The 24,407-nt window shown below is 41.6% G+C and carries 22 protein-coding genes and 1 other annotated feature; of the genes, 18 read left to right on the top strand and 4 right to left on the bottom strand.

Going from position 1 to position 24,407, the window contains the following annotated elements:
- Positions 1–73 precede the first annotated feature (73 nt).
- The 3 genes from bioB (at position 74) to NLX82_RS00635 (ending at position 2,882) form a co-directional block, all read left to right on the top strand.
- Positions 74–1,081: a biotin synthase BioB gene (gene bioB / locus NLX82_RS00645; protein WP_023988882.1), complete on the top strand. Its 1,008-nt coding sequence runs from the start codon at positions 74–76 to the stop codon at positions 1,079–1,081.
- Positions 1,082–1,117: 36 nt separating this feature from the next.
- Positions 1,118–2,236: a glycerol dehydrogenase gene (locus NLX82_RS00640; RefSeq protein WP_023988881.1), complete on the top strand. Its 1,119-nt coding sequence runs from the start codon at positions 1,118–1,120 to the stop codon at positions 2,234–2,236.
- Between the two features lie 154 nt (positions 2,237–2,390).
- Positions 2,391–2,882 (top strand): hypothetical protein, encoded by a 492-nt coding sequence (locus tag NLX82_RS00635; RefSeq protein ID WP_023988880.1) that lies wholly within the window; start codon positions 2,391–2,393, stop codon positions 2,880–2,882.
- A 76-nt stretch (positions 2,883–2,958) separates the two neighbouring features.
- Here NLX82_RS00635 and NLX82_RS00630 read toward each other — a convergent pair whose 3' ends face one another.
- On the bottom strand, positions 2,959–4,191 hold the full coding sequence (locus tag NLX82_RS00630) for an aminopeptidase (RefSeq protein WP_023988879.1): 1,233 nt from the start codon (positions 4,189–4,191) through the stop codon (positions 2,959–2,961).
- A gap of 162 nt (positions 4,192–4,353) precedes the next feature.
- Here NLX82_RS00630 and NLX82_RS00625 point away from each other — a divergent pair, with 162 nt between their 5' ends.
- The 9 genes from NLX82_RS00625 to NLX82_RS00585 all read left to right on the top strand — a co-directional run bounded on the left by NLX82_RS00625 (position 4,354) and on the right by NLX82_RS00585 (position 14,415).
- Positions 4,354–4,650 carry a hypothetical protein gene (locus NLX82_RS00625; protein WP_023988878.1) on the top strand — a complete coding sequence of 99 codons (297 nt, stop codon included), beginning with the start codon at positions 4,354–4,356 and terminating at the stop codon, positions 4,648–4,650.
- Between the two features lie 126 nt (positions 4,651–4,776).
- A complete protein-coding gene (locus NLX82_RS00620; RefSeq protein WP_023988877.1) occupies positions 4,777–5,580 on the top strand; it encodes an MBL fold metallo-hydrolase in 804 nt (267 codons plus the stop codon).
- Positions 5,581–5,717: 137 nt separating this feature from the next.
- A complete protein-coding gene (locus NLX82_RS00615) occupies positions 5,718–6,737 on the top strand; it encodes an aldose 1-epimerase (RefSeq protein ID WP_013310435.1) in 1,020 nt (339 codons plus the stop codon).
- Between the two features lie 154 nt (positions 6,738–6,891).
- A complete protein-coding gene (locus tag NLX82_RS00610) occupies positions 6,892–7,593 on the top strand; it encodes a FadR/GntR family transcriptional regulator (protein ID WP_075154251.1) in 702 nt (233 codons plus the stop codon).
- 102 nt (positions 7,594–7,695) lie between these two features.
- On the top strand, positions 7,696–9,240 hold the full coding sequence (locus NLX82_RS00605) for a 2-isopropylmalate synthase (protein ID WP_023988875.1): 1,545 nt from the start codon (positions 7,696–7,698) through the stop codon (positions 9,238–9,240).
- Positions 9,241–9,405: 165 nt separating this feature from the next.
- Positions 9,406–10,794 (top strand): class II fumarate hydratase, encoded by a 1,389-nt coding sequence (fumC, locus tag NLX82_RS00600; protein WP_023988874.1) that lies wholly within the window; start codon positions 9,406–9,408, stop codon positions 10,792–10,794.
- Between the two features lie 198 nt (positions 10,795–10,992).
- A complete protein-coding gene (locus NLX82_RS00595) occupies positions 10,993–12,459 on the top strand; it encodes a potassium/proton antiporter (protein WP_023988873.1) in 1,467 nt (488 codons plus the stop codon).
- Positions 12,460–12,680: 221 nt separating this feature from the next.
- A complete protein-coding gene (locus NLX82_RS00590; RefSeq protein WP_023988872.1) occupies positions 12,681–13,802 on the top strand; it encodes a phosphodiester glycosidase family protein in 1,122 nt (373 codons plus the stop codon).
- Between the two features lie 241 nt (positions 13,803–14,043).
- Positions 14,044–14,415 carry a hypothetical protein gene (locus NLX82_RS00585; RefSeq protein ID WP_023988871.1) on the top strand — a complete coding sequence of 124 codons (372 nt, stop codon included), beginning with the start codon at positions 14,044–14,046 and terminating at the stop codon, positions 14,413–14,415.
- A gap of 212 nt (positions 14,416–14,627) precedes the next feature.
- On the opposite strand, the gene NLX82_RS00580 is transcribed toward NLX82_RS00585, so the two are convergent.
- The gene (locus NLX82_RS00580; protein WP_034095184.1) at positions 14,628–15,191 is read right to left on the bottom strand and encodes a recombinase family protein; all 564 of its coding nucleotides are present in this window, start codon (positions 15,189–15,191) and stop codon (positions 14,628–14,630) included.
- Positions 15,192–15,509: 318 nt separating this feature from the next.
- Here NLX82_RS00580 and NLX82_RS00575 point away from each other — a divergent pair, with 318 nt between their 5' ends.
- The 6 genes from NLX82_RS00575 to NLX82_RS00550 all read left to right on the top strand — a co-directional run bounded on the left by NLX82_RS00575 (position 15,510) and on the right by NLX82_RS00550 (position 21,183).
- Positions 15,510–15,932 carry a MarR family winged helix-turn-helix transcriptional regulator gene (locus NLX82_RS00575; RefSeq protein WP_023988869.1) on the top strand — a complete coding sequence of 141 codons (423 nt, stop codon included), beginning with the start codon at positions 15,510–15,512 and terminating at the stop codon, positions 15,930–15,932.
- Positions 15,933–16,058: 126 nt separating this feature from the next.
- On the top strand, positions 16,059–17,087 hold the full coding sequence (locus NLX82_RS00570; protein WP_023988868.1) for an NADH:flavin oxidoreductase/NADH oxidase: 1,029 nt from the start codon (positions 16,059–16,061) through the stop codon (positions 17,085–17,087).
- Between the two features lie 44 nt (positions 17,088–17,131).
- Positions 17,132–17,875, top strand: a complete 744-nt coding sequence (locus tag NLX82_RS00565) for an SDR family oxidoreductase (protein ID WP_023988867.1) — start codon at positions 17,132–17,134, stop codon at positions 17,873–17,875.
- A 221-nt stretch (positions 17,876–18,096) separates the two neighbouring features.
- Positions 18,097–18,732 carry an NAD(P)H-binding protein gene (locus tag NLX82_RS00560; RefSeq protein WP_071558682.1) on the top strand — a complete coding sequence of 212 codons (636 nt, stop codon included), beginning with the start codon at positions 18,097–18,099 and terminating at the stop codon, positions 18,730–18,732.
- Between the two features lie 101 nt (positions 18,733–18,833).
- Positions 18,834–19,208 (top strand): nuclear transport factor 2 family protein, encoded by a 375-nt coding sequence (locus NLX82_RS00555; protein WP_254347404.1) that lies wholly within the window; start codon positions 18,834–18,836, stop codon positions 19,206–19,208.
- A gap of 830 nt (positions 19,209–20,038) precedes the next feature.
- Positions 20,039–20,291 (top strand) — a binding site (T-box leader).
- 67 nt (positions 20,292–20,358) lie between these two features.
- Positions 20,359–21,183, top strand: a complete 825-nt coding sequence (locus NLX82_RS00550) for an ATP-grasp domain-containing protein (RefSeq protein WP_023988864.1) — start codon at positions 20,359–20,361, stop codon at positions 21,181–21,183.
- Between the two features lie 246 nt (positions 21,184–21,429).
- Here NLX82_RS00550 and NLX82_RS00545 read toward each other — a convergent pair whose 3' ends face one another.
- Together NLX82_RS00545 and NLX82_RS27875 are read right to left on the bottom strand one after the other, a co-directional pair.
- A complete protein-coding gene (locus NLX82_RS00545) occupies positions 21,430–23,958 on the bottom strand; it encodes a Tn3 family transposase (RefSeq protein ID WP_483312053.1) in 2,529 nt (842 codons plus the stop codon).
- Positions 23,955–24,398 (bottom strand): DUF4158 domain-containing protein, encoded by a 444-nt coding sequence (locus NLX82_RS27875; RefSeq protein ID WP_483312052.1) that lies wholly within the window; start codon positions 24,396–24,398, stop codon positions 23,955–23,957. The genes NLX82_RS00545 and NLX82_RS27875 overlap by 4 nt, the downstream gene beginning before the upstream one ends.
- Positions 24,399–24,407: the final 9 nt, after the last annotated feature.

The following is a 24,407-nucleotide window of genomic DNA, read 5'->3' as shown; positions in this document are numbered from 1 at the left end:
ATAAAAAAAGAACTTCTCTACGCTGAAAATCTTATCCATTTACCTGATCATTAAATTTTGGGAGGCAAGAAGTATGAATTTACTAAACAAGGTTATAGAATGGGACTCGTTGGCTGAAAAAGCAATACACGGCAGCCGTGTATTGCTGGAAGAAGGCATAGCGGTACTGGAAGCCGACGATGAAGAATTATTACCGATTATGCAAGCTTCATTTCGGGTGCGGCATCATTTCTATGAAAAAAAAGTAAAGCTCAACATGATCATCAATGCCAAAAGTGGCCTATGCCCGGAGGATTGCGGTTATTGCTCACAATCTATCGTATCCACGGCGCCTGTGAGCAAGTACAGTATGTTGGACAAGGAATCACTATTGGCTGGAGCTAGGGAAGCAGTAGCGCGGAGAGCAGGGACCTATTGCATCGTAGCTTCCGGCAAAGGTCCAACAGATCGAGAACTGGATCAGGTGATTGAGGCAGTACAAGAAATTAATCGCACGATGCCGCTCAAAATTTGCGCCTGCTTAGGGATTCTCAAGGGAGATCAGGCACGGCGGTTGGCAAAGGCTGGGGTACATCGATACAATCATAATTTAAATACAAGTAAGGCCAACTATCCCTCGATTACAACCACACATACATACGATCAACGCGTCGAAACTGTGAAAATGGCTCAATCTCACGGAATGTCTCCATGCTCTGGCGTTATTATCGGGATGGGGGAAACGAATGAGGAAATCGTTCAAATGGCTTATGCCTTACGGGAGTTAGATGCTGACTCTATTCCGGTTAACTTCTTGAATCCAGTCCCTGGAACCCCGTTGGAGGGAGCAAAGCGAATATCACCTATCCAAGCTTTGAAGGTGCTGGCACTGTTCCGCTTCATCTGTCCATCCAAAGAAATACGCGTTGCAGGTGGACGAGAGTTGAATTTACGCTCGTTACAACCGCTATGCCTGTATGCAGCGAATTCAATTTTTGTAGGAGATTATTTAACGACAGAAGGCCAAGAGGTCACATTTGATCATCAAATGATTGAAGATCTTGGTTTCGAAATTGAGATGTGTGCCCTTTCAGCCGTATAATAGAAATTGTACAAACTTGGAAGGGAGAGTTAAACGATGAGCGAAAAAGTATTTATTAGTCCAGGTAAATATGTGCAAGGGAAAAATGTGATTGATAAAGCTGGTGAGTATGTTAAGCCATTTGGTCATACTGCCTTGGTTATTGCGGACAAGCTGGTTTGGGAGATTGCAGCCGACCGCGTGGTAAAAAGTCTGGAACAGACTGATATTACGGCGGTTAAAATTGAGTTTCAAGGGGAAGCATCCAAAAATGAAGTCAACCGCATTGCGGATCAGGGACGAAGCGCCCAGGTCGACATTGTCATTGGTGTAGGTGGTGGTAAAACGCTGGATACTGCCAAAGCCGTTAATGAACTACTCGGTTCCTCGGTTGTGATTATTCCAACAACCGCTTCTACAGATGCCCCTACTAGTGCACTATCTGTTTTGTACACTGATGAGGGTGCATTTGATACGTATACCTTTTTCAGTAAAAATCCGAGCCTGATCCTGGTGGACACGAAAGTCATTTCTCAAGCGCCGCCCTTGTTTCTCTCCTCAGGTATTGCAGATGCCATGGCGACGTGGATTGAAGCCCGTGCGGTCATTGAAGCTCGCGCAACGACAATGGCTGGTGGTTTGCCAACCTTGGCGGCAGAAGCCATTGCGTCCAAGTGTGAGGAAGTTCTTTTCGATTACGGACTGCAGGCTTACGAATCCGTGAAACGCAAAGTCGTCACACCTGCGCTTGAAGCGGTAGTGGAAGCCAATACGTTGCTAAGCGGTTTGGGCTTTGAAAGCGGCGGTTTGGCAGGCGCACATGCGATTCACAATGGTTTTACCGTTCTGGAAGGAGACATTCATCACCTGACACATGGTCAGAAGGTAGCTTTTGGCACCTTAGTCCAGCTTGCCTTGGAAAAAAGACCTTTGTCCGAGGTGGAGCGGTATATTGACTTTTATCTAAAACTCGATCTGCCTGTCACGCTGGAAGACATTAAGCTCCAGGAAGCTTCCCGAGAGGATTTGTACCGGGTAGCTCAGGCTGCTACCAAAGAAGGCGAAACTGCTCACAATCTACCATTTGCTGTCACAGCGGATGATGTGCTTGATGCGATTTTAGCGGCTGACCAGTATTCACTTGCCTACAAGGCTAAAATTGGATATAGAAACTAACCCCATACGAAATAAAGTAGAATCAAAGGTCGCTGATCAGCGGCCTTTTTCCCATTATTTAACTTGCAGCTTATGTTATGATTTTTATGGTACATAATCAGGAAATGCCGGGAGTATATTTATGGCTCCCCTAAAATTTGAGAGGGGTTTAGCGATGGCAAAATGGAATGTAGAAGATCAAGGTACTCAATATAGTATTGAGTACAAGCGTAGCTTAACTGGCGGAAAAATTATTGTAAATGGAAGCGAGCAGAAGGTTAAAAGCCAGAACGCATTTTTGAACTTGATTGATTTTCCAATTAGATTGAAAGAAAAAGCTGTAAATGTTGTTGTCATTGGCAACAAAGCAGATTTAGCCGTGGACGGTGTGTATCTTGGGTCCAATCAACCTTATGTTCCTGTGAGTAAAGTTCCCGGCTGGAGTTGGGCTTTTGTCGTGGTCAGTTTGGTTATAGGATGGCTATTTGCTGGCATCTTTGGTCTGTGTTTGGGGATATTAGGCAGTATGTTTTATGTGAAATCATCTTTATCCATGCATCAAACCACCAATCGAAGAGTTGTAAATTGTCTTATTGTCTTTTTTATCATCAGCGTGATACAAATTGTTTTTGGAATTGCAGCGAATTCTTGGATTAACACGTTGTAAAATAGATCTAACATAGCCTATAGGATGAAGCAAGAAGGCTCTCACGCATGAAGCGGTGAGAGCCTTTTTTGCCGTGTTAGATCGCCCAATTTCCTTTACGGAAGATAGGTTCCTCAGTACCGTCCTCGGTAACGCCGTTGATGTCCATTTCACCTGAACCGATCATAAAGTCGACGTGTGTCAGGCTGGAATTCAGGCCGTTGGCAGCCAACTGCTCTTGAGTCATATCCTTGCCGCCTTTAAGGTTAAATGCATAGGCATTACCGATGGCCAAATGGTTAGAGGCATTTTCATCAAACAACGTATTATAAAATAAAATATTTTTATCAGAGATAGGTGACTTATGAGGTACGAGAGCAACCTCACCCAGATAGTGTGAACCTTCATCCATTTCTACGAGATGCTGAAGAGTTTCCAAACCGATCTCTGCCTGTACATCGACAATACGTCCATTTTCAAAAGTCAGTGAAAAGTTGTCGATGATATTTCCGCTGTAGCTAAGTGGCTTGGTGCTGCTGACCTTACCGTTCACTCCCGTTTTGAGCGGAGCTGTAAACACTTCCTCGGTAGGCATATTGGCTACAAAAGTATGTCCCTGTTGGTTGACGCTTTCGGCTGCTACCCACAGATGATCTTTTGCCAATTCGATGGTGAGGTCTGTGCCTGGAGCCAGATAATGCAGCTTTTTATAGCGTTTGGCATTTAAAATATCAGATTTGCTGGAAAGGGTTTTCAAATGCTCTTTCCACGCCTCCACGGGGTTATCCAGATCCACACGCACGGTGCTGAAAATGGCATCCCACAGTTTATCCATTTGCTCTGAAGCTGGCAGATCAGGGAATACTTTGGCAGCCCACTCTGCTGAAGGATAAGCAATCAGAGACCAACTGAATTTGTCGGCCATTTGAAATTCGCGGTATTGACGTAATTCATGTGACCGCACGCGCTGGGCAGCAGTAATTCGGCTGGACGGAATCCCTTTAAGCAAATCCGGATTTTCTGCAATGACATGCAGTACAGCTGCGCCATTTTCGACCTCTTCAGTCATTTCGGCTGCGTACCATTTGGGAGCAATATTAAAAGTTTCATCAGGAGCTAGTTCATACTGTAATCGAGTAATGGTCTCATCACTCCATTTTACTGTAACCAGCTTGGCTCCAGCAGTATACGCTGATTTGACGATAAGTCTCACGAGTTCGGCGGACAAGATTGGCGCATGAACGATGAGTGTCTGCCCAGGATGTACATTGGCGCCGACCCGAACGGCTAACTCGGCATATTTTTGCAATTTTTGTTGAAAATCTGACATGTAACTTTCCTCCATTTCACGAAAAGCCTTAAACAAGGCTTGGGTAACTTGCACAGTTTTTTTGCAAATTCCACACATAGCTTATATATTGTACAATGTAACGAAAAGGTTCACAAATCAGTTTTGGTACTATTTAGTGAAAATGAAAGGGCGGATAGATGAATGACAGAGCAAAATTCACCTCAGGAAGTGAAAGAAGTACATATTCAACAGGCACAAATGACAAGAGATGAGAATGGTGCTTATCTGGGCCAAGTGGTATTTGGAGTAGACGGACAGAGCTCTGTATATGAAATCACATTCCACAGTAAAAGGGGAAAGGAATGGGATTACAGTCTCCATTTTGCAGGAGAGCCACGGGTGGAGGAAGAGATGCTGCAAATGGATAGCTGGATTGAAGAGAACGATGATTTGTTCGATTATTTGCTAGATACGGCATGGAGCAAATTACCCGAGTAATGTAAACATGGTCTATTTTCGTGACAAGCGGATTATATTTAGCAGTGTCCGCATAATCTGCTGACATGGGGGAAGCCTAAAGGTCGATATTAACAGGAAATTCCATGTGAATAGGAGGGTGAAGCTTTGGCAAATCATCTGTTCACCGAAGGAATGACGGCAAATGAAGAGGCTGCTCCCGATCTCCTGAGCTTACGGACGCTGTTTGTAAATATGTGTTTTATTGGAGAGCCGGGAAGCCGCTCCTGGGTGCTGGTGGATACGGGGATGACAGGATTTACAGACTCGATTATACGCCTGGCAGAGGAACGGTTCGCTGGCCCTCCAATCGCTATTGTGCTTACACATGGTCATTTTGATCATGTAGGTTCGGTTATTGAGTTGGTACAGCATTGGGGTACACCTGTTTATGCACATCCTTTGGAATTACCTTATTTGACGGGAATGAAGGATTATCAAAAACCTGACCCTAGTGTAGGGGGAGGTTTAATGTCGGGCATTTCCTTCTTATACCCCAATGATGCTATAGATCTCGATGATCGCATCACATCCCTGCCCCAAGATGGCAGTGTCCCCGGTGCCCCTGGTTGGAAGTGGCTGCATACGCCAGGACATACACCTGGTCATGTATCGCTTTTTCATGAGCGAAGAAGGTTAATGGTGGCCGGTGACGCTTTTATTACGGTGAAACAGGAATCGGCACTGGCCGTTATTTTACAGGAAAAAGAAATACATGGACCTCCTGCGTATTTTACAACAGATTGGCAAGCTGCGCAGCGTTCGGTGGAAATGCTGGCCAAGTTAAAGCCTGAGATTGCAGTCACAGGACATGGTCATTACATGCGTGGTGCTGAGCTGACAGATCAGCTGGAGCAACTGGCGGGAGATTTTGAGCACATGGCTGTACCCAAACAGGGACGTTATGTGTAGTGATGTGTGAAGGACGATGCCTTGCGGGGCATCGTTTTTTGTGTGGACGTGGAATTTTTTTGCTCAGCATGGTATAGTCAAGCCAAAAGCTAAACGCTTTCATTAAACATCGTCATTTCATCAAGGAGGATTTTTTGATGACACAACAACATGCTGCAATTGGTGATCTTTATTATGGAATACCGGCGATTCGTCTTAAATTTGGACGATATGAAGCGGTTGCCCTGCCGGGAAACGGCGCAAATCTGATTTCTTTTCGTGACAATGAAACGGGATATTCTTTTCTGCGTGAGCCAGATGCTGAGAGCATAGAGGCTTTTAAGCAAAGCCCGTCCGTTTACGGAATTCCTTTCCTGTTCCCTCCGAATCGGTATGAGGATGGAAAATTCCTGTGGAATGGTGTTACATATGAGCTGCCGATAAATGAAGAGGCGACCCACAACCATCTGCACGGCTTTTTACACACTGTTCGGTGGGAGGTTGAGGACTACGGTTCCGGAGAGCAAGGCAGCTATGTGGTAATGAATCAGCATGTAAGGGAAGGACATCCCATGTTCCGCTATTTACCCTTCACCTTTACCATGAAGTTAACGTACAGCCTGGACGAATTTGGCCTGCATCAGCGTTATGTGATCCATAACGAGGGCGATCAACCGATCCCCAACTTATTTGCCTTTCACACAGCGATTCGCGTTCCGTTCGTACCCGATAGCTCGCCTGAGGATTACAAGATTAAGGTCACAATCGGTGAGCGTCGTGAGCTGACGGAACGGTTGTTGGCCACAGGTCAGTTCCAGCCTTTATCTCCGGAAGAGGAACTGCTGAAGACGACGGGAGTTAGTCCTTATTTTGCCTCTATGGATAATCATTACACGGCAGCTCCGCAAAATGGACGCAACTACATGGAACTGACACACAGTAAGACAGGGGCTACCCTCGTATACGATGTAGGTACAGCTTATAAGCATTGGATGATCTGGAATAACAAAGCGAACAAGGAATTCATCTGTCCTGAGCCGCAAATGAACATGATCAATGCACCGAATCGTCCGGACCTACCAGCGGAGGAGATCGGATTGATTGCACTGGCTCCAGGCCATATTTTTGAGGCAACCAGCCGTTTGTATTGTATTACACCTAATAAATCGAAATCCTAGCATTTAATTTATCCTTATAAGCCTGTATCGTGTCCAACGGTGCAGGCTTTATTTGGGTATGTAAAGCACAGGTAAGGGACAATGGGGAAGGAGGACGAAAAAGGTTGCAGAATGCCAAGCAGTCATAGTATGATACGAAACAGGAGATGATCAGATGAATTTTCCTTTTCAAGCCGTCAAACGCAAGCAAATCGCCGATGAAGTAGCTGAACAGCTGCAACGAAAAATTGCTGCTGGTGAATGGAATGTGGGCACAAAGATTCCAACCGAGCCTGAGCTCATGAAGCTATTCGGAGTCGGGCGGTCTACAGTGCGTGAAGCGGTTAGCGTTCTGGTACATGCCGGTCTATTAGAGAAAAAGCAAGGACACGGAACTTTTGTCTGCCAACCGACAACTTCTCAAGAGCCATTGGATTACCGTCTAAGCCGTGCTGAAATTATTGAGGTTTATGAAGTGCGGAGTGTGTTGGAACTAGAGATTGCCAGATTGGCTGCATTACGTCGTAATGACGAGGATTTACACTTAATGCGTGCGGCGCTGGACCGTCGTGCTGCAACTTTGGTCGCTGGAGATTTGTCTGGGTACTTAGATGCGGATATCACTTTTCACTTGGCTGTTGCCGGAGCTACACGCAATAAGGTGCTTACAGACGTATATGGCAGCTTTGTAGAGGCCATTCGCAAGGCGTTGAACAATCTCATTACCGATCCAGCGATGCAAAATCATTTTACTTTGCAGCATGAAAAAATATATGAAGCAATCCGGGATCAGGATGGCAAGGCTGCCGAGCTGTATAGCATTCAACATTTGGACGGCACCAAGCTAGAGCTGCAAAAGCATATGGGAAGTTCATAAATTTTTTTACTTTTAAACATCAGATGATCAGATGAATAATAAAACGAATTTTCAGCCTTCTACTCGAACATCTCCTAAAATCAATCCAAAGGTGGTATCTGTATGCGCAAAATATGGGTGTTGGACACAACGTTAAGAGATGGAGAACAATCACCAGGAGTTAGCTTAACCAGCACAGAAAAGGTGGAAATTGCTCTTCAGCTGCAAAAATTAGGCGTAGATCGGATTGAGACTGGCTTTCCAGCAACCTCGCCTGGTGAGATTATCAGCATGCAGGAGATTGCCAAACAGGTTACCCAAGCAACACTGGTTGGTTTTGCACGCTCGAAGGAACAGGATATTGATGCAGTCAGAGAGGCGCTACAAGGAGCTGAGGATGCCTGTCTTCATTTATTCCTGGCTACCTCGCCCATTCACCGCCAACATAAGCTGCGAATGGATAAAGCGAAAGTATTAGAGACCGCTGCAGCTGCCATTCGTTATGGACGCAAGTATTTCAGCAAGGTAGAATTTTCAGCAGAGGACGCCAGTCGTACCGAGCTGGACTTTATTTGTGAGGTCGTGGATATGGCGATTCGTGCTGGAGCGACAGTCGTCAATTTACCGGATACGGTGGGATATGCCTCGCCGGACCAGTTCGGTGAAATGTTTAGAATTGTAAAACAACAAGTGCCCGGTATCGAAAAAATACAACTTAGCACACATTGTCATGATGATCTTGGTATGGCAACAGCTAACACGCTGGCGGCTATCCGTAATGGTGTAGACCAATTTGAAGGTACCATCAATGGCATCGGTGAGCGAGCCGGAAATACACCTATCGAGGAAGTTGCACTGGCCCTTGACACTAGAACCGAGCTCTATGGTGCACAAACGAGTCTGGTTTTGGAGGAGCTGTATGCCACCAGTCGCCTGGTGAGCAAACGTACGGGGATGTCGGTACCGGGAAACAAGGCCATTGTTGGAGCCAATGCGTTTGCACACGAGTCTGGTATACATCAGGACGGAATGCTTAAAGAGCGTACAACGTATGAGATCGTGTCCCCTGAGCGTATTGGTCTGAAGACAAGTAAACTTGTATTGGGCAAGCACTCGGGTAGACATGCATTTAAAGAAAAACTGGCGGACATGGGGTTTGAAGCTTTGACGGAGGAACAGCTGCAAGAGGCGTTCCGCAAATTCAAGGACTTGACGGATAAGAAAAAACAGGTGTTGGATGAAGATTTGCTCGTCCTGATGGATGAAAGCCGCAATGCCTCGCCTCAAATTTACACACTGGATTCCATTCAGGTGTCCTATGGCAATCAGTCGGTTCCAGTCGCATCCATTCGGTTGAGTAAACAAGATGGGACAGCAATTGATGAAGTAGCAATGGGTAACGGTTCTGTAGATGCGATTTTCCATGCTATAGACAAGGCCAGTGGTGAAGAGGTGGAGTTGGAGGATTACTCGATCCAATCTGTAACATATGGCAAAGATGCATTGGGGGAAGTACACGCCATTTTGAGGCAAGGTGAGTACACAGCACTGGGAAGAGGCACAAGTACTGATATTTTGGAAGCTAGCGCCAAAGCTTACATCGATGCGCTGAACAAGCTACTGGGCAGAAAAGAAGTCCATGGCAAAAGAAATATCACCATTAGCTGAACTTAGTGACCCAGGATAGTAGCGGAAATCTCCTTTTGCCTCCTCTGGCCTTATCGTAAAAAAGCGCTTGCAAAATAAATGATAACATTTGAAATTTAATGTATAATAGGCAAGAGAGATCACCATATTTTGTCTGAATTACATAGGCCAAGAGGAGGAAATGAGTTGAACTACCGCATCGAAAAGGATACGTTGGGCGAAATCAAAGTACCGGCAGACCGTCTGTGGGGAGCGCAAACACAGCGCAGTAAGGAAAATTTCCCGATTGGTTCGGAGAAAATGCCATTAGAGGTCATACAGGCGTTCGCGGTGCTTAAAAAGAGCGCGGCGATCAGTAACTATAAGCTGGGTAAGCTATCACAGGAGAAGCAGGATGCCATTATTTATGCAGCAGACGAAATTCTCGCAGGGCGAGTTGATGACCATTTCCCATTGGTTGTATGGCAGACAGGGAGCGGTACGCAGTCCAATATGAATGTGAATGAAGTGATTGCTCATCTGGGAAGCCAATGGTTACAAGAGCAGGGAAAAGATACGAAGCTGCATCCCAATGACGATGTGAACATGTCGCAAAGCTCAAACGATACGTTTCCTACAGCGCTTCATGTAGCGGGTGTCATTGCAGTGGAGGATCGTTTGTTGCCTGCCATCGATAAGCTGAAAGAGACTTTTCAACAGAAGTCAGAGCAATTCAAGGATATTATAAAAATTGGACGAACCCATTTACAAGATGCGACACCGCTTACGCTGGGCCAGGAAATAAGCGGCTGGTATGCCATGCTGGACAAGAGCAAGCGAATTATCATCGACACGGTTCAATACATGAAGGAGCTGGCGATTGGCGGTACAGCGGTGGGGACAGGAATTAATGCTCATCCAGAGTTTGGCTCCCGAACCTCTGCGGAAATTTCCAGTTTCACTGGCAAAACGTTCACTTCCGCACCCAATAAATTTCATGCATTGACCAGCCACGATGAAGTGGTGGCCGTACATGGAGCAGTCAAAGCGCTCGCTGCCGATTTGATGAAAATCGCCAATGATGTTCGCTGGCTGGCAAGTGGTCCGCGTAGCGGTTTGGGGGAAATTACGATCCCTGCTAACGAGCCAGGTAGCTCTATCATGCCCGGTAAGGTGAATCCGACCCAGAGCGAAGCACTGACGATGGTCGTTACTCAAGTAATGGGTAATGATGCAGCTATCGGCTTTGCTGCGAGTCAGGGTAATTTTGAACTGAACGTGTTTAAGCCAGTAATCATCTACAATTTTTTGCAGTCTGTTCATCTGCTGGCCGATTCCATGATTGCTTTTAATGACAACTGTGCGATCGGCATTGAGCCTGATCTCGTTAAAATTGAGCACAATTTGAATAATTCGCTGATGCTGGTGACGGCATTGAATCCACATATCGGATATGAAAATGCCGCTAAAATCGCCAAACTTGCACATGCAGAAGGACTGTCTTTAAAAGAAGCGGCACTCCGCAGCGGACTGTTGACTGAAGAACAGTTCGATCAATATGTTGTACCTGCGCATATGATTCATCCTAAAGCCTAAAGCACGACGATTGTCTCTGCTTAAGCCTTATAAAAAATATACAAACCAGCTCATCGAGTGCGATTTAGCACAGACCATGAGCTGGATTTTTTGTTTTCTCATATATTTTTTTACTTAAGATTAGTATTCTGTGTGATTTGAGGGTATATAGATAGAAGGCGAAAAATTGAACATCCATTTTCAAGATAGGAGAAGCGTATGGAACAGACAACCCTTATAAATTTGATTGTGCTTTTGCTGTCCAGCTTGCTGCTGGTCGGTGTGCTGACTACCAAATTTTCCAGCCGTTTCGGTATGCCTGCGCTTGTTTTGTTTATTGCCGTAGGTATGGTGCTTAGTCAGTTTATTTATTTTGATAATGCCTTTATCACACAGCTGGTGGGCATTCTCGCGCTCATTGTAATCTTGTTTGAAGGCGGGATGCAGACAAAGTTTGCAGACGTTAAGCCAGTTATTCGACCTGCGTTATCATTATCAACGTTAGGGGTCATCATTACGACCGTAGTCATTGGCGTATGCGCCAAGTTTATTTTAGGCGTAAGCTGGATGGAATCCATGCTGTTTGGCGCTATTGTCGGATCGACGGATGCGGCAGCCGTGTTTTCCGTTCTAGGAGGTAAAAACATCAAAAAACGAATTACCTCGACGCTCGAAGCGGAATCCGGCAGTAATGACCCGATGGCTGTATTTCTCACGGTAACATTGATTGAGCTGATACATCACCCTGAGCAATCCATTTGGATACATATCTTGTTGTTTTTATGGGAAATGGGTTTTGGTTTAGTCGTTGGTTTTGTACTTGGACGTATAGGTGTATATGCGATTAATAAAATGAATTTTGATTCATCCGGTTTGTATCCTGTAATGGCGCTGGCATTTGCAGTCTTGACGTATGCAGCGGCATCGTTACTGGAGGCAAGCGGATTGCTGGCGGTTTATGTCATGGCCATTGTCTTGGGAAATTCCGACTTGACCTACAAGCGATCCATTATTCATTTTAACAATGGTTTCGCCTGGATGGTGCAGATTATGATGTTTGTCCTGCTCGGCCTATTGGTCTTTCCTGATCAATTGCTGGGCATTGCGTGGCAAAGCTTGGCGCTCTCCTTCATCCTCATGCTCGTGGCTCGTCCAATAGGCGTGTTCCTAAGCTTGCTTTTTTCCAGGTACTCTGTGCGCGAGAAGACACTGTTATCCTGGGCAGGACTGCGGGGGGCGGTACCTATTGTACTAGCAACCTATCCTTTACTGGATGAGATGGATGTAGGACCCTTGTTTTTTAATGTTGTATTTTTCGTCGTGCTCACCTCTGCGATCATTCAAGGTACAACTATTTCGTGGTTAGCGGTGAAGCTTGGCTTGATGGACCCTAACGAAACATCGTCTCCTTCATTGCTGGAATTAGTTTCTCTGGGGAAAACCACTTCGGAAATCAACCACATTCAGGTACAAAAGGGGATGTCGATAGCGGGCAAAGCGATTCAGGATATACAGTTGCCTGAAGATATTTTATTCACAGCCATAATTCGGAACGAGCAAATTATTGCCCCTAGAGGCACTACTGTAATTGAACCGGGCGATACATTGTATGTGCTTAGTCCCAAACTCAAGCGACAGCAGATGAAAGAACTGTTCATGCTACTCGAACCAGAGGCTGCTCCGTAAAAAGCGTAGAGTACCCTTAATTACAGTCCTTCACATTCATGTGGAGGACTTTTTCCTGTGTTTTTTTCAGAGTGGATGAATCTGTTAAAAAATTGACACTATCATTCTACAAAATTAGTTTATGATATTGTCGTTAGATGTCGCTGCCTATCATTACGGATCATTTGATGGGCAATAGTGATGAATAAGATAGAAGTCACCAATAACAGGAGAGATGATAAATGAAACCGGAAGTCTTGCCACAGCGTGCAGCAGCTCGCAGGCAGAAAAATAGAAAAAAGAAACGAAAAGGAAAATTCGGTCGCTTTATACTGCGACTTTTTATTGTATTCCTGTTAGCAGGAATAGGGGGTGGTGCGTGGTTGTTCCTAACGTCATCTGGCAAGGACATGCGCTATTTGGCTGCCGATACGCTGATCACAACCCAACATCGTCACTGGGCGAAGTACTTTATCGGTGAAGCAGAGGCAAAAAAACGTGTGGCTGAATATTCGGCCCGTTTTGAAGCGATGGGTGAAGAGAAGGACAGACATACAATCAATCTACCTGATCTGATACCGACCAAAGTACAACAAACGCCGCTGGTTGAAGTGGAAGAGGTATCGGGCCGTAACTATCATGGCTATGTTATGACGGTGCATGACCCCACTAAAATCCGGCTCGGGGTTCCTTCCAAGGTCGGCCGGGGAGAAAGGGTATCTAGTATGGTCGAGCGTTTAGGGGCTGTTGCTGGCGTAAATGGCGGTGGCTTTGCCGATCCCAACTGGAATGGGAATGGTTTTAAACCGATTGGCGTTGTCATTTCCCAGGGCGAGATATACTACAATGATATGGGCAAAAATGCCTCTGTTCAAATCGTAGGTATTGATAAACAGGGAAAAATGATAGCCGGTCACTATTCGTTGTCTGAGTTGTCCAAAATGAATGTGCAAGAAGCGGTTACTTTTCAACCACGCCTAATCGTGAATGGGAAAGGTCTGATTCGCAATGCAAGCGAGGGGTGGGGAATTGCTCCCCGTACCGCAATGGGGCAAAGAGCAGACGGGGCCATTATATTCGTGACCATCGACGGTCGTCAGCCTGGGTACAGTATTGGTGCCAACTTGTATGATATGCAAAATATTTTGCTTAAACACGGAGCGGTTATCGGTGCTAATCTGGATGGAGGTTCTTCAACGGTGCTAGTCAAGGATAATGCCATTGTGAACAAGCCTTCTTCTGAATACGGAGAGCGGTATTTGCCGACTGCGTTTCTCGTATTTGAGCATCCAGAGACCGTTAGTATCCCGAACATATGGGAAGGTCTGAATCCTGGAGACATTGACGCAGCCAAAAAGAGATAGATTAGGAATGAATAAGTTCATTAAGTGAACGGAGACTGATGACCAGCCAGAGATTCATGGTAAATTAAAAGAAGAAATATACGAGGGAGATCTGGCGACAGCACGCGAAGCGCTAATCCGTTTAGACAGCAGCACTGTCCATCCTTATATAGAAGCACATAATCCTAACACTGAGCTTCTATCCAGTGTCTATATGTTCCCTCAAGGCGAAGCATCGCGCTATTTTACAGTAGGTGGGGGTGTGCTGAATCTGGTTGAAGTGAAGAACGGTTTTCCAGTTGTCACCTATCAAGGGTATGTGGGTGCTCCCTTTGATAAAACATTTACAATGGAATACGATCCGCTGGAGCGTTTTATGGTGAATAAAGCCAAAAATCAGTGGGGAACTTATCCGAAGCTAAATAAGCCGCTGATCTACGAGTTTACTACAGGATGGGGAGACAGCAGCACTACTTATTATGGACGGATTACCACGCTAAATAAAGAAGAACTGCTGGGTACTACGGGTGATCCCGTAACTGGACTCCCGGCTAATACCAAACAAATTATGAAAACCTTCAAGCTGCCGTGGGAATCGCGTACAGATGCCCCAGCAGGCGATGGAATAAGTTAAGAGCAGCAATAGTAAGGAAAATTTAAAAAGCGCGTATCGTTGAAGTAAAGATACTTCCCGGTACGCGCTTTTTTAGATGGAATTTGTACTTTTGTTGCTTCATGCTTGCTTAAGTATCTATTAGGCCTAGTCACAGGGTTGCTGTCATAGACCGCAAAGTAGCAGATAAGTGGAGAGATGATATGAGAAAACAGGAGCAAAGTGTATGCTCCTTATGTTGTTTCTAGGGTCCGCTTCTGAATAGCTCTGTATAAAGAACCTTGTGAAATACCAGTGCCTTCTATAATTTCTTTTACAGAGTATTCCTTACTGTCATACATTCGTAGGGCCAAGGCTATTTTATCCTTGTCGACTTTCGGTCTTCCAAGCTTTTTCCCACGCTTCTTACTTGCTTCCAATCCTTCTTTTACTCGTTCAGCGATGAGATTCCGTTCCAATTCAGCAATCACACACATCATTTGAAACATAGCCTTTCCTGTTGATGTTCGTGTGTCCATATTCTCTTTTAAGGAGACAAATTGTACTCCTATATCTTCAAATTCTTGAATGATACTTAAAATATCGAGCGTTTTACGACCCAGACGTGAAATACTCTCTACTACAACAATATCATTTGCCCTAATCACATTCATTAAATTCTGCAGACCTTGACGGTCTTTCACTGTACCAGTGAATTTTTCATCAATTATCTTTTCGCAGCCATATTCCTTTAGCATGCTAAGTTGTCTGTCTAGGTTCTGATCAATCGTGGAAACGCGGGCATGGTTTTTGGTAATGTAGTTGTAAAAAAAGAGATGTCGTATGTGCTTGAAGGTGATTAAATGACCTCTCAAACACGTTAGTTATTCAAGAAAAGGGCCAGATAATTGAATAACACTTGGTGGTTAAATTGGATATTTTACACATAGGTTGTTTTCTTTTGGATACCCATTTAGGTACCTAACATTCAGTAGTAGAAATTTGACTGTTTGCACTTCACTTTGGTAAAATTATATGTTAAAGAATTATTATGTAACATGGTTTAGATATCGTACCAGTTTGTGCATATATTCTGATTAGAACGCAATAATATAATGTAGAATAGGTGGAATATCATGAATACTAATCATGATTTTATGGATCATTGGTTAACCATAGACTCTATACAAAATAAAATAAAGAAAGAATTGGAGAATGTCCTGCAAGCGGAGTACAGCTTATCTTTAAAAGAATTCTACGTACTCTACTACCTTTCCAAAGCACCAGACAAAAAGCTCAGATTACAGCAATTGCAAGAGATGATCGGTTTAAGTCAGAGTGCGCTTTCTAGGCTAGTAGGTAATATGGAAGCGAACAGCTGTGGTGCATTAGAAAAGCATGTTTGTACAGATGACCGTAGAGGTTCCTATACTCGCCTAACTGACTTAGGTGAGAAGAAACTACAAAGAAGTTTAGTTTCTTTCCGAGAAATACTAAAATCATATCTCTCTACGGTTAATGTTGAAGGATTAATGAAACAGTTAATAGAAGAGTTATAAAAATTCCTAATCAGTCAAAGTACTCATTTTTCAGATGGAGTACTTTGACTTGACATGGAGAAAATTTAGCGTTAAATTATATGCATGTGTCATGCATATAATTTAAATAAAAAGGAGTTTTTTATCATGGAACATTTATTTAGTCCTTATAAGATAAAAGGATTGGAGTTAAAAAACCGTATTGTGATGTCTCCAATGTGTCAATATTCGGTTGAAAATAAAGATGGGATCGCTACGGATTGGCATTACCTGCACTATGTAAATAGAGCGATCGGTGGAGCTGGATTTATTATGATTGAAATGACAGATGTTGAGCCTGATGGCCGTATTTCAGACTTTGACTTAGGATTATGGTCAGACGAGCAAATCCCTGCTTTAGCAAGAATTGTAGAAGCTTGCCACCGTTATGGAGCAAAAGTTGGTATTCAAATCGCTCACGCTGGACGTAAAGCAGAAGATGCTGCTGTGCCAGTTGCACCTTCTGCTATTCCATTTGATGAAAATTCAAAAACACCTAGAGCTCTTTCAACAGATGAAGTGAAAGAAATGGTAGAAAAGTTTCGCAAGGCCGTACAGCGCGCAGTAAAAGCAGGATTTGACACAATTGAAATCCATGGTGCTCATGGATATTTAATTCATCAATTCCACTCTCCTTTAACAAATAAAAGAAATGATGAGTATGGAAAGGATCTAACTAAGTTTGGCCGAGAAATTATTGAAGCAGCCAAAGCTGAGATACCAGAAGATATGCCGTTAATGATGCGTATATCTGCTAAAGAATATGTAGAAGGTGGATATGGAATTAACCAAAGTATAGAGTTTACAAAAGAATATCAAAAAGCAGGAGTAGATATCTTTGACATCTCTTCAGGTGGTGAAGGTCCTATTGCTGCTTGGGGAAAACCTGGTACGCATGCTGCTTATCAAGTACCACTAGCTCGAGAAATTAAAAAAGCTCTCAATGTTCCGGTCATTGCAGTTGGAAGATTGGATGCCCCTGCATTGGCAAACGCTGTTATCGGAAATGAGGAGGCAGACCTTGTAGCTGTTGGACGAGGAATGTTACGAAATCCTCATTGGGCATTAGAAGCTGCAGCTACATTAAAAAAAGAAACGACTGTGCCTACACAGTACGCAGATGGTTTTAGAAGATAAGTTGAAATGACAAAAGATAAAAACCTAAAGGAGGAGTATAAAAGATGTCATATATTCAAGACAAAGTAGTCATTATTACAGGATCTTCAAGTGGGATTGGAGAAGCAACAGCGATTCATCTTGCGAAGAATGGAGCTTCTGTCGTTCTAGCTGCCAGAAATGAAGAGAAACTAAAAAATCTAGCAGAGCGAATCAATAAAGAAGGGGGGAAGGCTTCTTACAAGGTGACAGATGTTACCGTCAAAGAAGACGTTCAATCTCTCGTAGACTTTACAGTAGATAAATTCGGAAGAGTTGATACGTTAATTAACAGTGCAGGGATGATGTTGTTCTCCATGTGGGATAACGCTCATGTAGACGAATGGGAAACGATGATTGACCTTAACGTAAAAGGTGTGCTGTATGGAGTAGCTGCGGTCCTACCTCATATGAAGAAACAAGGAAGTGGACAAATCATTAATGTAGGTTCTATTGCCGGTCATGCGATTGGTGAAGGTCATGGTGTGTATAGTTCTACGAAGTATGCAGTAAGAGCAATTACCGAAAGTCTACGTAAAGAGGTATCGGTCAAACATAATATTCAAGCTGTTTTAGTCTCACCAGGTGTCATTGCAACTAATTGGCAGGATACAGTGACAGATGAAGATGTAAAATCTGTACTGGGAGAATTAAATAAGGTAGCTATTGACGTAGACTATGTAGCTGAAACAATTGGATTTGTGGTTAATAAGCCTGCGAACGTCATGATTAATGATGTGATTGTCACACCTACAGCACAGGAATGGTAATGAGGTAATTTGAAAGAAAGACTTCTGATTACGAAAGAAAAGAGAGGTAATTTACCCCACTTGATTTTGTCTATAAGAATTAGATAATAAGTTTTTACACTTATAGTTTGTTTTAAATTGAATAGAGTAAAATAATATCAATATGGTCAGACCATGTTAATATCATTTTTATCACTATAAGATAAATACTCATTTAAATTCATTTTTGGGGAGGTTTTTTCATGAAGGTATTAGTAGTAGGAGCTAATGGTCGAGTAGGTTCACATCTTGTTGATAAACTAGTTGAGAACGGACATTTTGTTTACGCAGGAACTAGAAGGGATAACCTCACAAGCAGTTCGAACAATGTTCGCTATGTTCATATAGATTTATTAGCGAGCCCTGAAGCAATAGCTGAGAATATGTATGATGCAGAAGCTATTTTCTTTGTAGCTGGTTCTAAAGGAAAAGATTTATTGAAGATTGACTTAAATGGTGCTGTTAAAGTGATGCGCGCTGCTGAGCACAAGAAAATAAAAAGATTTATCATGCTTAGTTCAGTTTTTGCCCTAAATCAAGACAAGTGGAATCAGTCTTTTCTAAAAGATTTAACAAATTATAATATTGCTAAACATTTTGCTGATCATTGGCTAATTAATAATACCAAGCTAGACTATACAATATTACAGCCTGGTGTTTTAAAAGAGGAGCCTGGATCTGGAAAAATAGATGTCAATATTGATTATCCTGGTGAAAATTCTATAGAAAATGTAGTGGATACGTTAGTTCAGAGTTTGCAAGACCCTAATACCATCGAAAAAGTCATCACAATGAGCGATGGTAAAACTCCTATATCAGATGCTTTGCGGAATTTATAAGAATAGCTTTTATATGTGCTAATTAAATAAAACGAGCCTGGGTTAGAAAACTTTATTATCGTTAAACGGACTATTTATAACTTAAGGGGGATTTAGGAAAAATGAGCAAAACAGCAATAAAAGATTACGATGAGATTATTAAAGTGGTGAATAAGTATATAGAAGGTCTTATTTCAGGGAACAAAGAAGTAGCAAAGCAAGCTTTTCATAAAGATGCAACTATGTACGGTTACAATACAACTGATGGCTTTCTAGGAGGACCTATTCAAAACTTATGGGACTTTATGGATAAAGCTGGTCCTGCAATGAATCTTAAATCAAGGGTTGATATTCTAGATGTTGAAGGAACGATTGCTTCTGTTCGTATAAGTTTAGAGAATGATGCATATGGCGAATCATACACTGATTTTCAGCAATTACTTAAACTAGACGGTGAATGGATCATTATTTCGAAGTTATTCCATCTGCATTCGTAAAAAGTAATTTCCAAATAGAATCATAAGCCTGTCTCAAAAATAGAGGACTGTCCACTGTTTTTGAGACAGGAATTAAAACCTTTTAAACAGTCAGATCGGTGATAATTATGGGTAAAAAAGCAGGACAAAACCAATGTAATGCGAATCCTAGACAAGAAGAAGATTACGTATAACTACTATTCCTACGACAGTACAAAGCTTAATTTTATTGATGTCACCATTTAGATGATTATTGGCTTGTCTAGTTAGTGTTAGCTAAAAATTACGGGTAACTTTAAACGTGGTAACATTCGGAACTTTCGGTCTATTAGCCTTTATAAATGTAAGAGTTTTCATAAAGGGTCCAGAAATAAAAAAGCCTGATATACAAGAGGGGATGGTGAGATAATCCTCTTTTTTCTTTTTATTGAACTAAAAGAAGGAAATTTACGGTATTCAAAGGTTTTAGAATATCTTATAATTTAAAAAACAGGTGTAGATTTGAAACAAAGTACCGTTTATAAAAAAGATGTACCGTTTTAATGAAAGTTATACCGTTTGCAAAAAAGTTACGATGCTTTACCCCTTTGGATAAGATTATCTAAGGGGTGTTTTTTAGTGAATTGAAAAGTACATCTGAATTAAAAGGTGAATTAAGGAACTGTTGAGTGACAACATAGTTGTTCCGTTAAAGGGCCAGATTGTGGAGCAAAACTTTTAAAGGGAATTGGATATTTAAATTAAAGTGTAGAAGCAAATAATTGTATAAAGAAATCCAATTAACTTCCTTAAATAACCATTTGTTTTATTTTCGAATTAATATATAATAATGCTAATTAATCTAATTTTATTTAAATTCTATGAAGAGAAAGAGTACGTTATTGTTTCTGTTCCAAAGAGAGCTGGTGTTTTGCTGAAAACCAGTGTTCAGATAATAACCGAAAATCATCTCTGAGAAGTAAAGCCGAATGTTTAGTAAGCTTTATCGGTATCCACCGTTACAAGGGACAACGTATGATTGTACGTTTGTAAAGGGTAATAAAGTGTTATTCAAACATTTTATTAAACAAGAGTGGTACCGCGAGTTTCAATCTCGTCTCTTACTGAGACGGGATTTTTTTTTAGGATGTTTTTTTACAATAAGAATTTAAGAAAAGCAGGTGAAGGCGTAATGAAGACGCTACTATTTGTAACAGATTTATATTATGAAGCAAAAGGAAGAAACTATTATGAAGAGGATTTATTTCTTACTTCTAAACTTAGAGAAGCCTTTAATTTGGTCATCTGTCATCCTGAAGATATCGAAGCATTTGAAGATCATGCTGATTTAATTGTTTTCCGAAATGCAGGTCCAGTCGCAAATTTTAAAGACAAATATGAAGCGTTCCGCAACCGAATTGTTTCTAAACATTTAAACACATATAATTCGTTTGATGGGAAGGCTGATATGAACGGAAAAGAATATTTAATAGAACTAACAAATGCTCATTTTCCTGTTATTCCAACGATTGATACGCTTGATTCCCTAAATAAACTCCCTAATGTAGACACGTATATCGTAAAGCCGAAAGATGGAGCAGATTCTATCGGGATGGAATTTGTTACGAAAGATGAATTGAGTGAAAAAGTTAATTCAGAATCGAAAAATACATTGGTACAACCATTTATCAATTTTGAATATGAAGTCTCATTTTATTTTATCAACAAAGAATTTCAGTATGCTCTTTATGCACCGGATAAAGATAAAAGATGGGAATTGAAAGAGTATGTACCTACGGAAGAAGATTTAGCTTTTGCTAAACGTTTCATCGACTGGAATAATCTTGACTGGGGGATTCAACGAGTTGATGCCTGTCGAAGCGAACAAGGGGAGCTTTTATTAGTCGAATTAGAAGATTTAAATCCCTATCTTTCCTTATTAGAATTATCTGAAGAGACACGTCAGAATTTTGTAGAAGCAATGAAAAAATCATTACAAAAAGCTCTTCAGGTTTAAATTTTTACTGTTCTTATAGAACTATACCAGCTAATATAAGCATCTTAGTTATTCCATTATAGGGCGCGATTGTGGAGTATCAAAGGTAGAAAATGATCAAACTTTTTTATAAAACCGAAACTTAAATCTGTAGAATAAGAATCCATTTTGATCAATCTTTTTTTCAAAGTGGATTCTTATTATTTACCGTAAAAAATACGAGTTTGTGAGGTGTTTTTGATCAAACTTTATTTCAAAGCAACACTTTTATGAAATTTTTAGATTGATTGGAATTCTCTTATTCATATTTAATTTAAATGTCCCATATGGATTCACATGGTTATAAAATAAAGGTGTTAATCCTCTAAAGTCTTCGGGAGTCATCCTCTTTAACCAATACTGATTGTTATTATAGAGAATCTCTTGAACCATTAAAGTATTGATATAAACTAAGCAGTTTTGAAGCAATTGGAGCGATAATGCAGATACTTCTTGGTCTTCTAGAGAATTGAACCGAATTTCGCTATTCTTTCCATAAAAAATGTAATTGTTAACAGAATTCCAATGTTCAACGGTATTTAGTCCTTCATGGATTTCTCTACGAACTTCCTCAAAATGCAGATAATCACATAAGAAAATGGTTTTTATCGCTTTCCCTAACTCACATAAAGCTTGGTAAGTCGGGTGCTTCGTATCTCTCGTAAATCGCTTTAAAATAGCTTCTGCTGATGCAGTTCCTAACCGTAAAACAGTCGCAAACTTAATGATTTGCTCATACTGTTGACGGATGAGATCCCAGTTAATGGGCCTACTTAATACAGGTTGTAAGTGAGGATATTCCTCATTCATTCCGGCTTCAGGACGATATAATTTTTGAGAGCCAATATTTTTGAAGCGTGGCATCAGCTTAAAATCAAGCAAATGACAAAAGGCAAAAGCAACGACACTTTGTCCATGCGTGTCTACATAATTTCGGTCTATTTCCATGTCTGTACAATGACGAAGAACACCCTCCATCATGGCTGCAACTTCGGAGGAAAGACAAGTTTTAAGCTGAGAATAGATACATGCTGACTTGCGATCTGTATGCCAATATATCATGACTCCATGTCTTTTATAACGAGGATGCCATTCAGTAAGAAGGTTTTGATCCCACGATCCAAAATGTTTTGAATCGGAAGCGCAGGCGGTAGTAGCTTCCCCCCACACCTCTTTTATTCGATGGTAAATGATTTGCTTGGTAACCTCTGCATTGGCTTTTCGCAAGTGATCTTTATGAATAAATTTATTACGGATATACTGAAGTTCACGATAGCTATCTTGGTTATTTCCAGCAGAGACAGCTTTTAAACCTGTATTTGTTCCCAATCCAAATAGACTGAGAAGTAGCCGACGTTGAATCGTTTCCTCATCTAAAATAGACCGGTCCGCTGTAGTTTTAAAGTGCTTGGTGAATCCAGTATGAAAGTCTGTTTCTTTTAATAAATCTAAGAGGTTGATATTGGACCAACGGTTTCTGATCTCCTGTTTAATCATAGACAAATGTGGAGGTTCGGGCTGCTTTTCTAGCGGGGTAACACGAATCCATCCCTTGTTATTTCTGCTGGTAATCGCAACTTTATCGTTGCTCTTATCTTCAAAGCCTTGGTTCAGTAAATAGAGCTTATCTTTCATCAGTTGTATAATGTCCGAAATAAAAGGCTCTACATCGAGTGGCGCTTTTAGCGCTTGGAAATATTCTTCTTTGTGTTCTTCAAAATCTTGGGGCAGGTCTTCATCAGGATTTCGATATCGGTCAGCGCCCTCAATCCAGATTTCCTTACACCGAAATCGCGTGCGAAGGGATTGTAAAACAGCAATCTCATAATTAATTCGGTTAACTCTCTCTATCCCCTTGCTATCTTCCTCAATAATGATATCCTTCCACTTAGGCTGAATGACTCCTTCAATAGGAACTTCGTCCCCAACTGCAAAAAAACGCTGACCACTTTCACTGTATTCTTGAATAAGTTGAAGAGCTTCAATGATAGGTTGATGGGATAGATTATTAGACTTAAACGTAAGGTTTTTTAGGATATCACAGAGAGCTCTCCTATAGTGCCCTCGATAGGAAGAGTGCATCTTTATATAAATTTTTTCTTTGTATTCTCGGTTGTTTCTTGTCATGTCTTTAATAATATCCCGAATGGTGGAAGAGCTTACGATTGGATATAAAGTATCTTGAATGATTCCATCTGGATGATCAACTGTTGCTTTTAATAAGTTGAGAATGTGTTTATTTTTCCCCTGTACTTTTTCTAACTCTGCCACTGTTTCATTACGGGTTGTATTCTTTGCTTTATTTCCAAACTTAAGCGTGATTTCATCTAACAAATCAGCTAAATAATCGATGATTTCAGCTTGGCGATGCCAAAATAAAATAGCAAGTAAGGTGTAGCGAATAGGCATTGGGTGTGCACGCAATTCTGTTACTGTCTCAGTAGCTGCACGAAGCCGATATTTCTTTATTAATTTTGGAGTCAAATGATGAAATAAACCATCTGGAATTTGAAGGTGTCGAATAGCCAATAATTTCTTAACTTCCATCTCCATTGTATTGACACTTGGTTTACGAGGGGAAGAAAGTAGGTGCCGAAAAGCTAAAATGTCCCTTTCCTCTTCATCAGATTCCCCCTTATCATGGGAGTCTAATAAAGAATCTAATCGAGCGCATGTCTTAGAAGATAATTGCTGATAGGTTTCTTCGTAGAAACCCTTTTCAAAGGTATCAATAGCAGAATCAATTATTCGGTTCAATCCCCGGCAGAAGGTGGTTCAACTTTCCACTTGCGAAAAAGACTATATGCTTGGTTTTTTAAATAGTCTGTATCATGTGTAAATGGAACCTGTTCTACTAACCATTGTTCTAAACGTTCATTATCTTTACGGGTAAGTTCCTGAAAACCGAAGAAGTCTCGAATTTGCTTTCTATGGTAGGTGTAATTCCTTTCTTCAGCTCCCCAACGATATTGGTCGAATAGATCAGGAGACAGCTCGAGTTGCTTTGCAATATACTCAACAACAGGCCTTGGTATGTCACTTCTTTTGGTTGGGAATCTAGCCTCATGCTGAAAATACTTTAATAACACCGTAAAACCAAGACGGCTCGCACCAGTTTTGTTACCGATTAATTTACGCTCGATGTTAACCAAAATAAAATGTTCTAACAGCTCGTCTTCTGTCCAACTCCTCTTCATGTCTGTATC

Origin of the sequence: Paenibacillus sp. A3M_27_13, assembly GCF_024213315.1 — a bacterium.
Lineage (GTDB): Bacteria > Bacillota > Bacilli > Paenibacillales > Paenibacillaceae > Paenibacillus > Paenibacillus polymyxa_B.
This window is presented reverse-complemented; position numbering and strand designations above follow the sequence as displayed.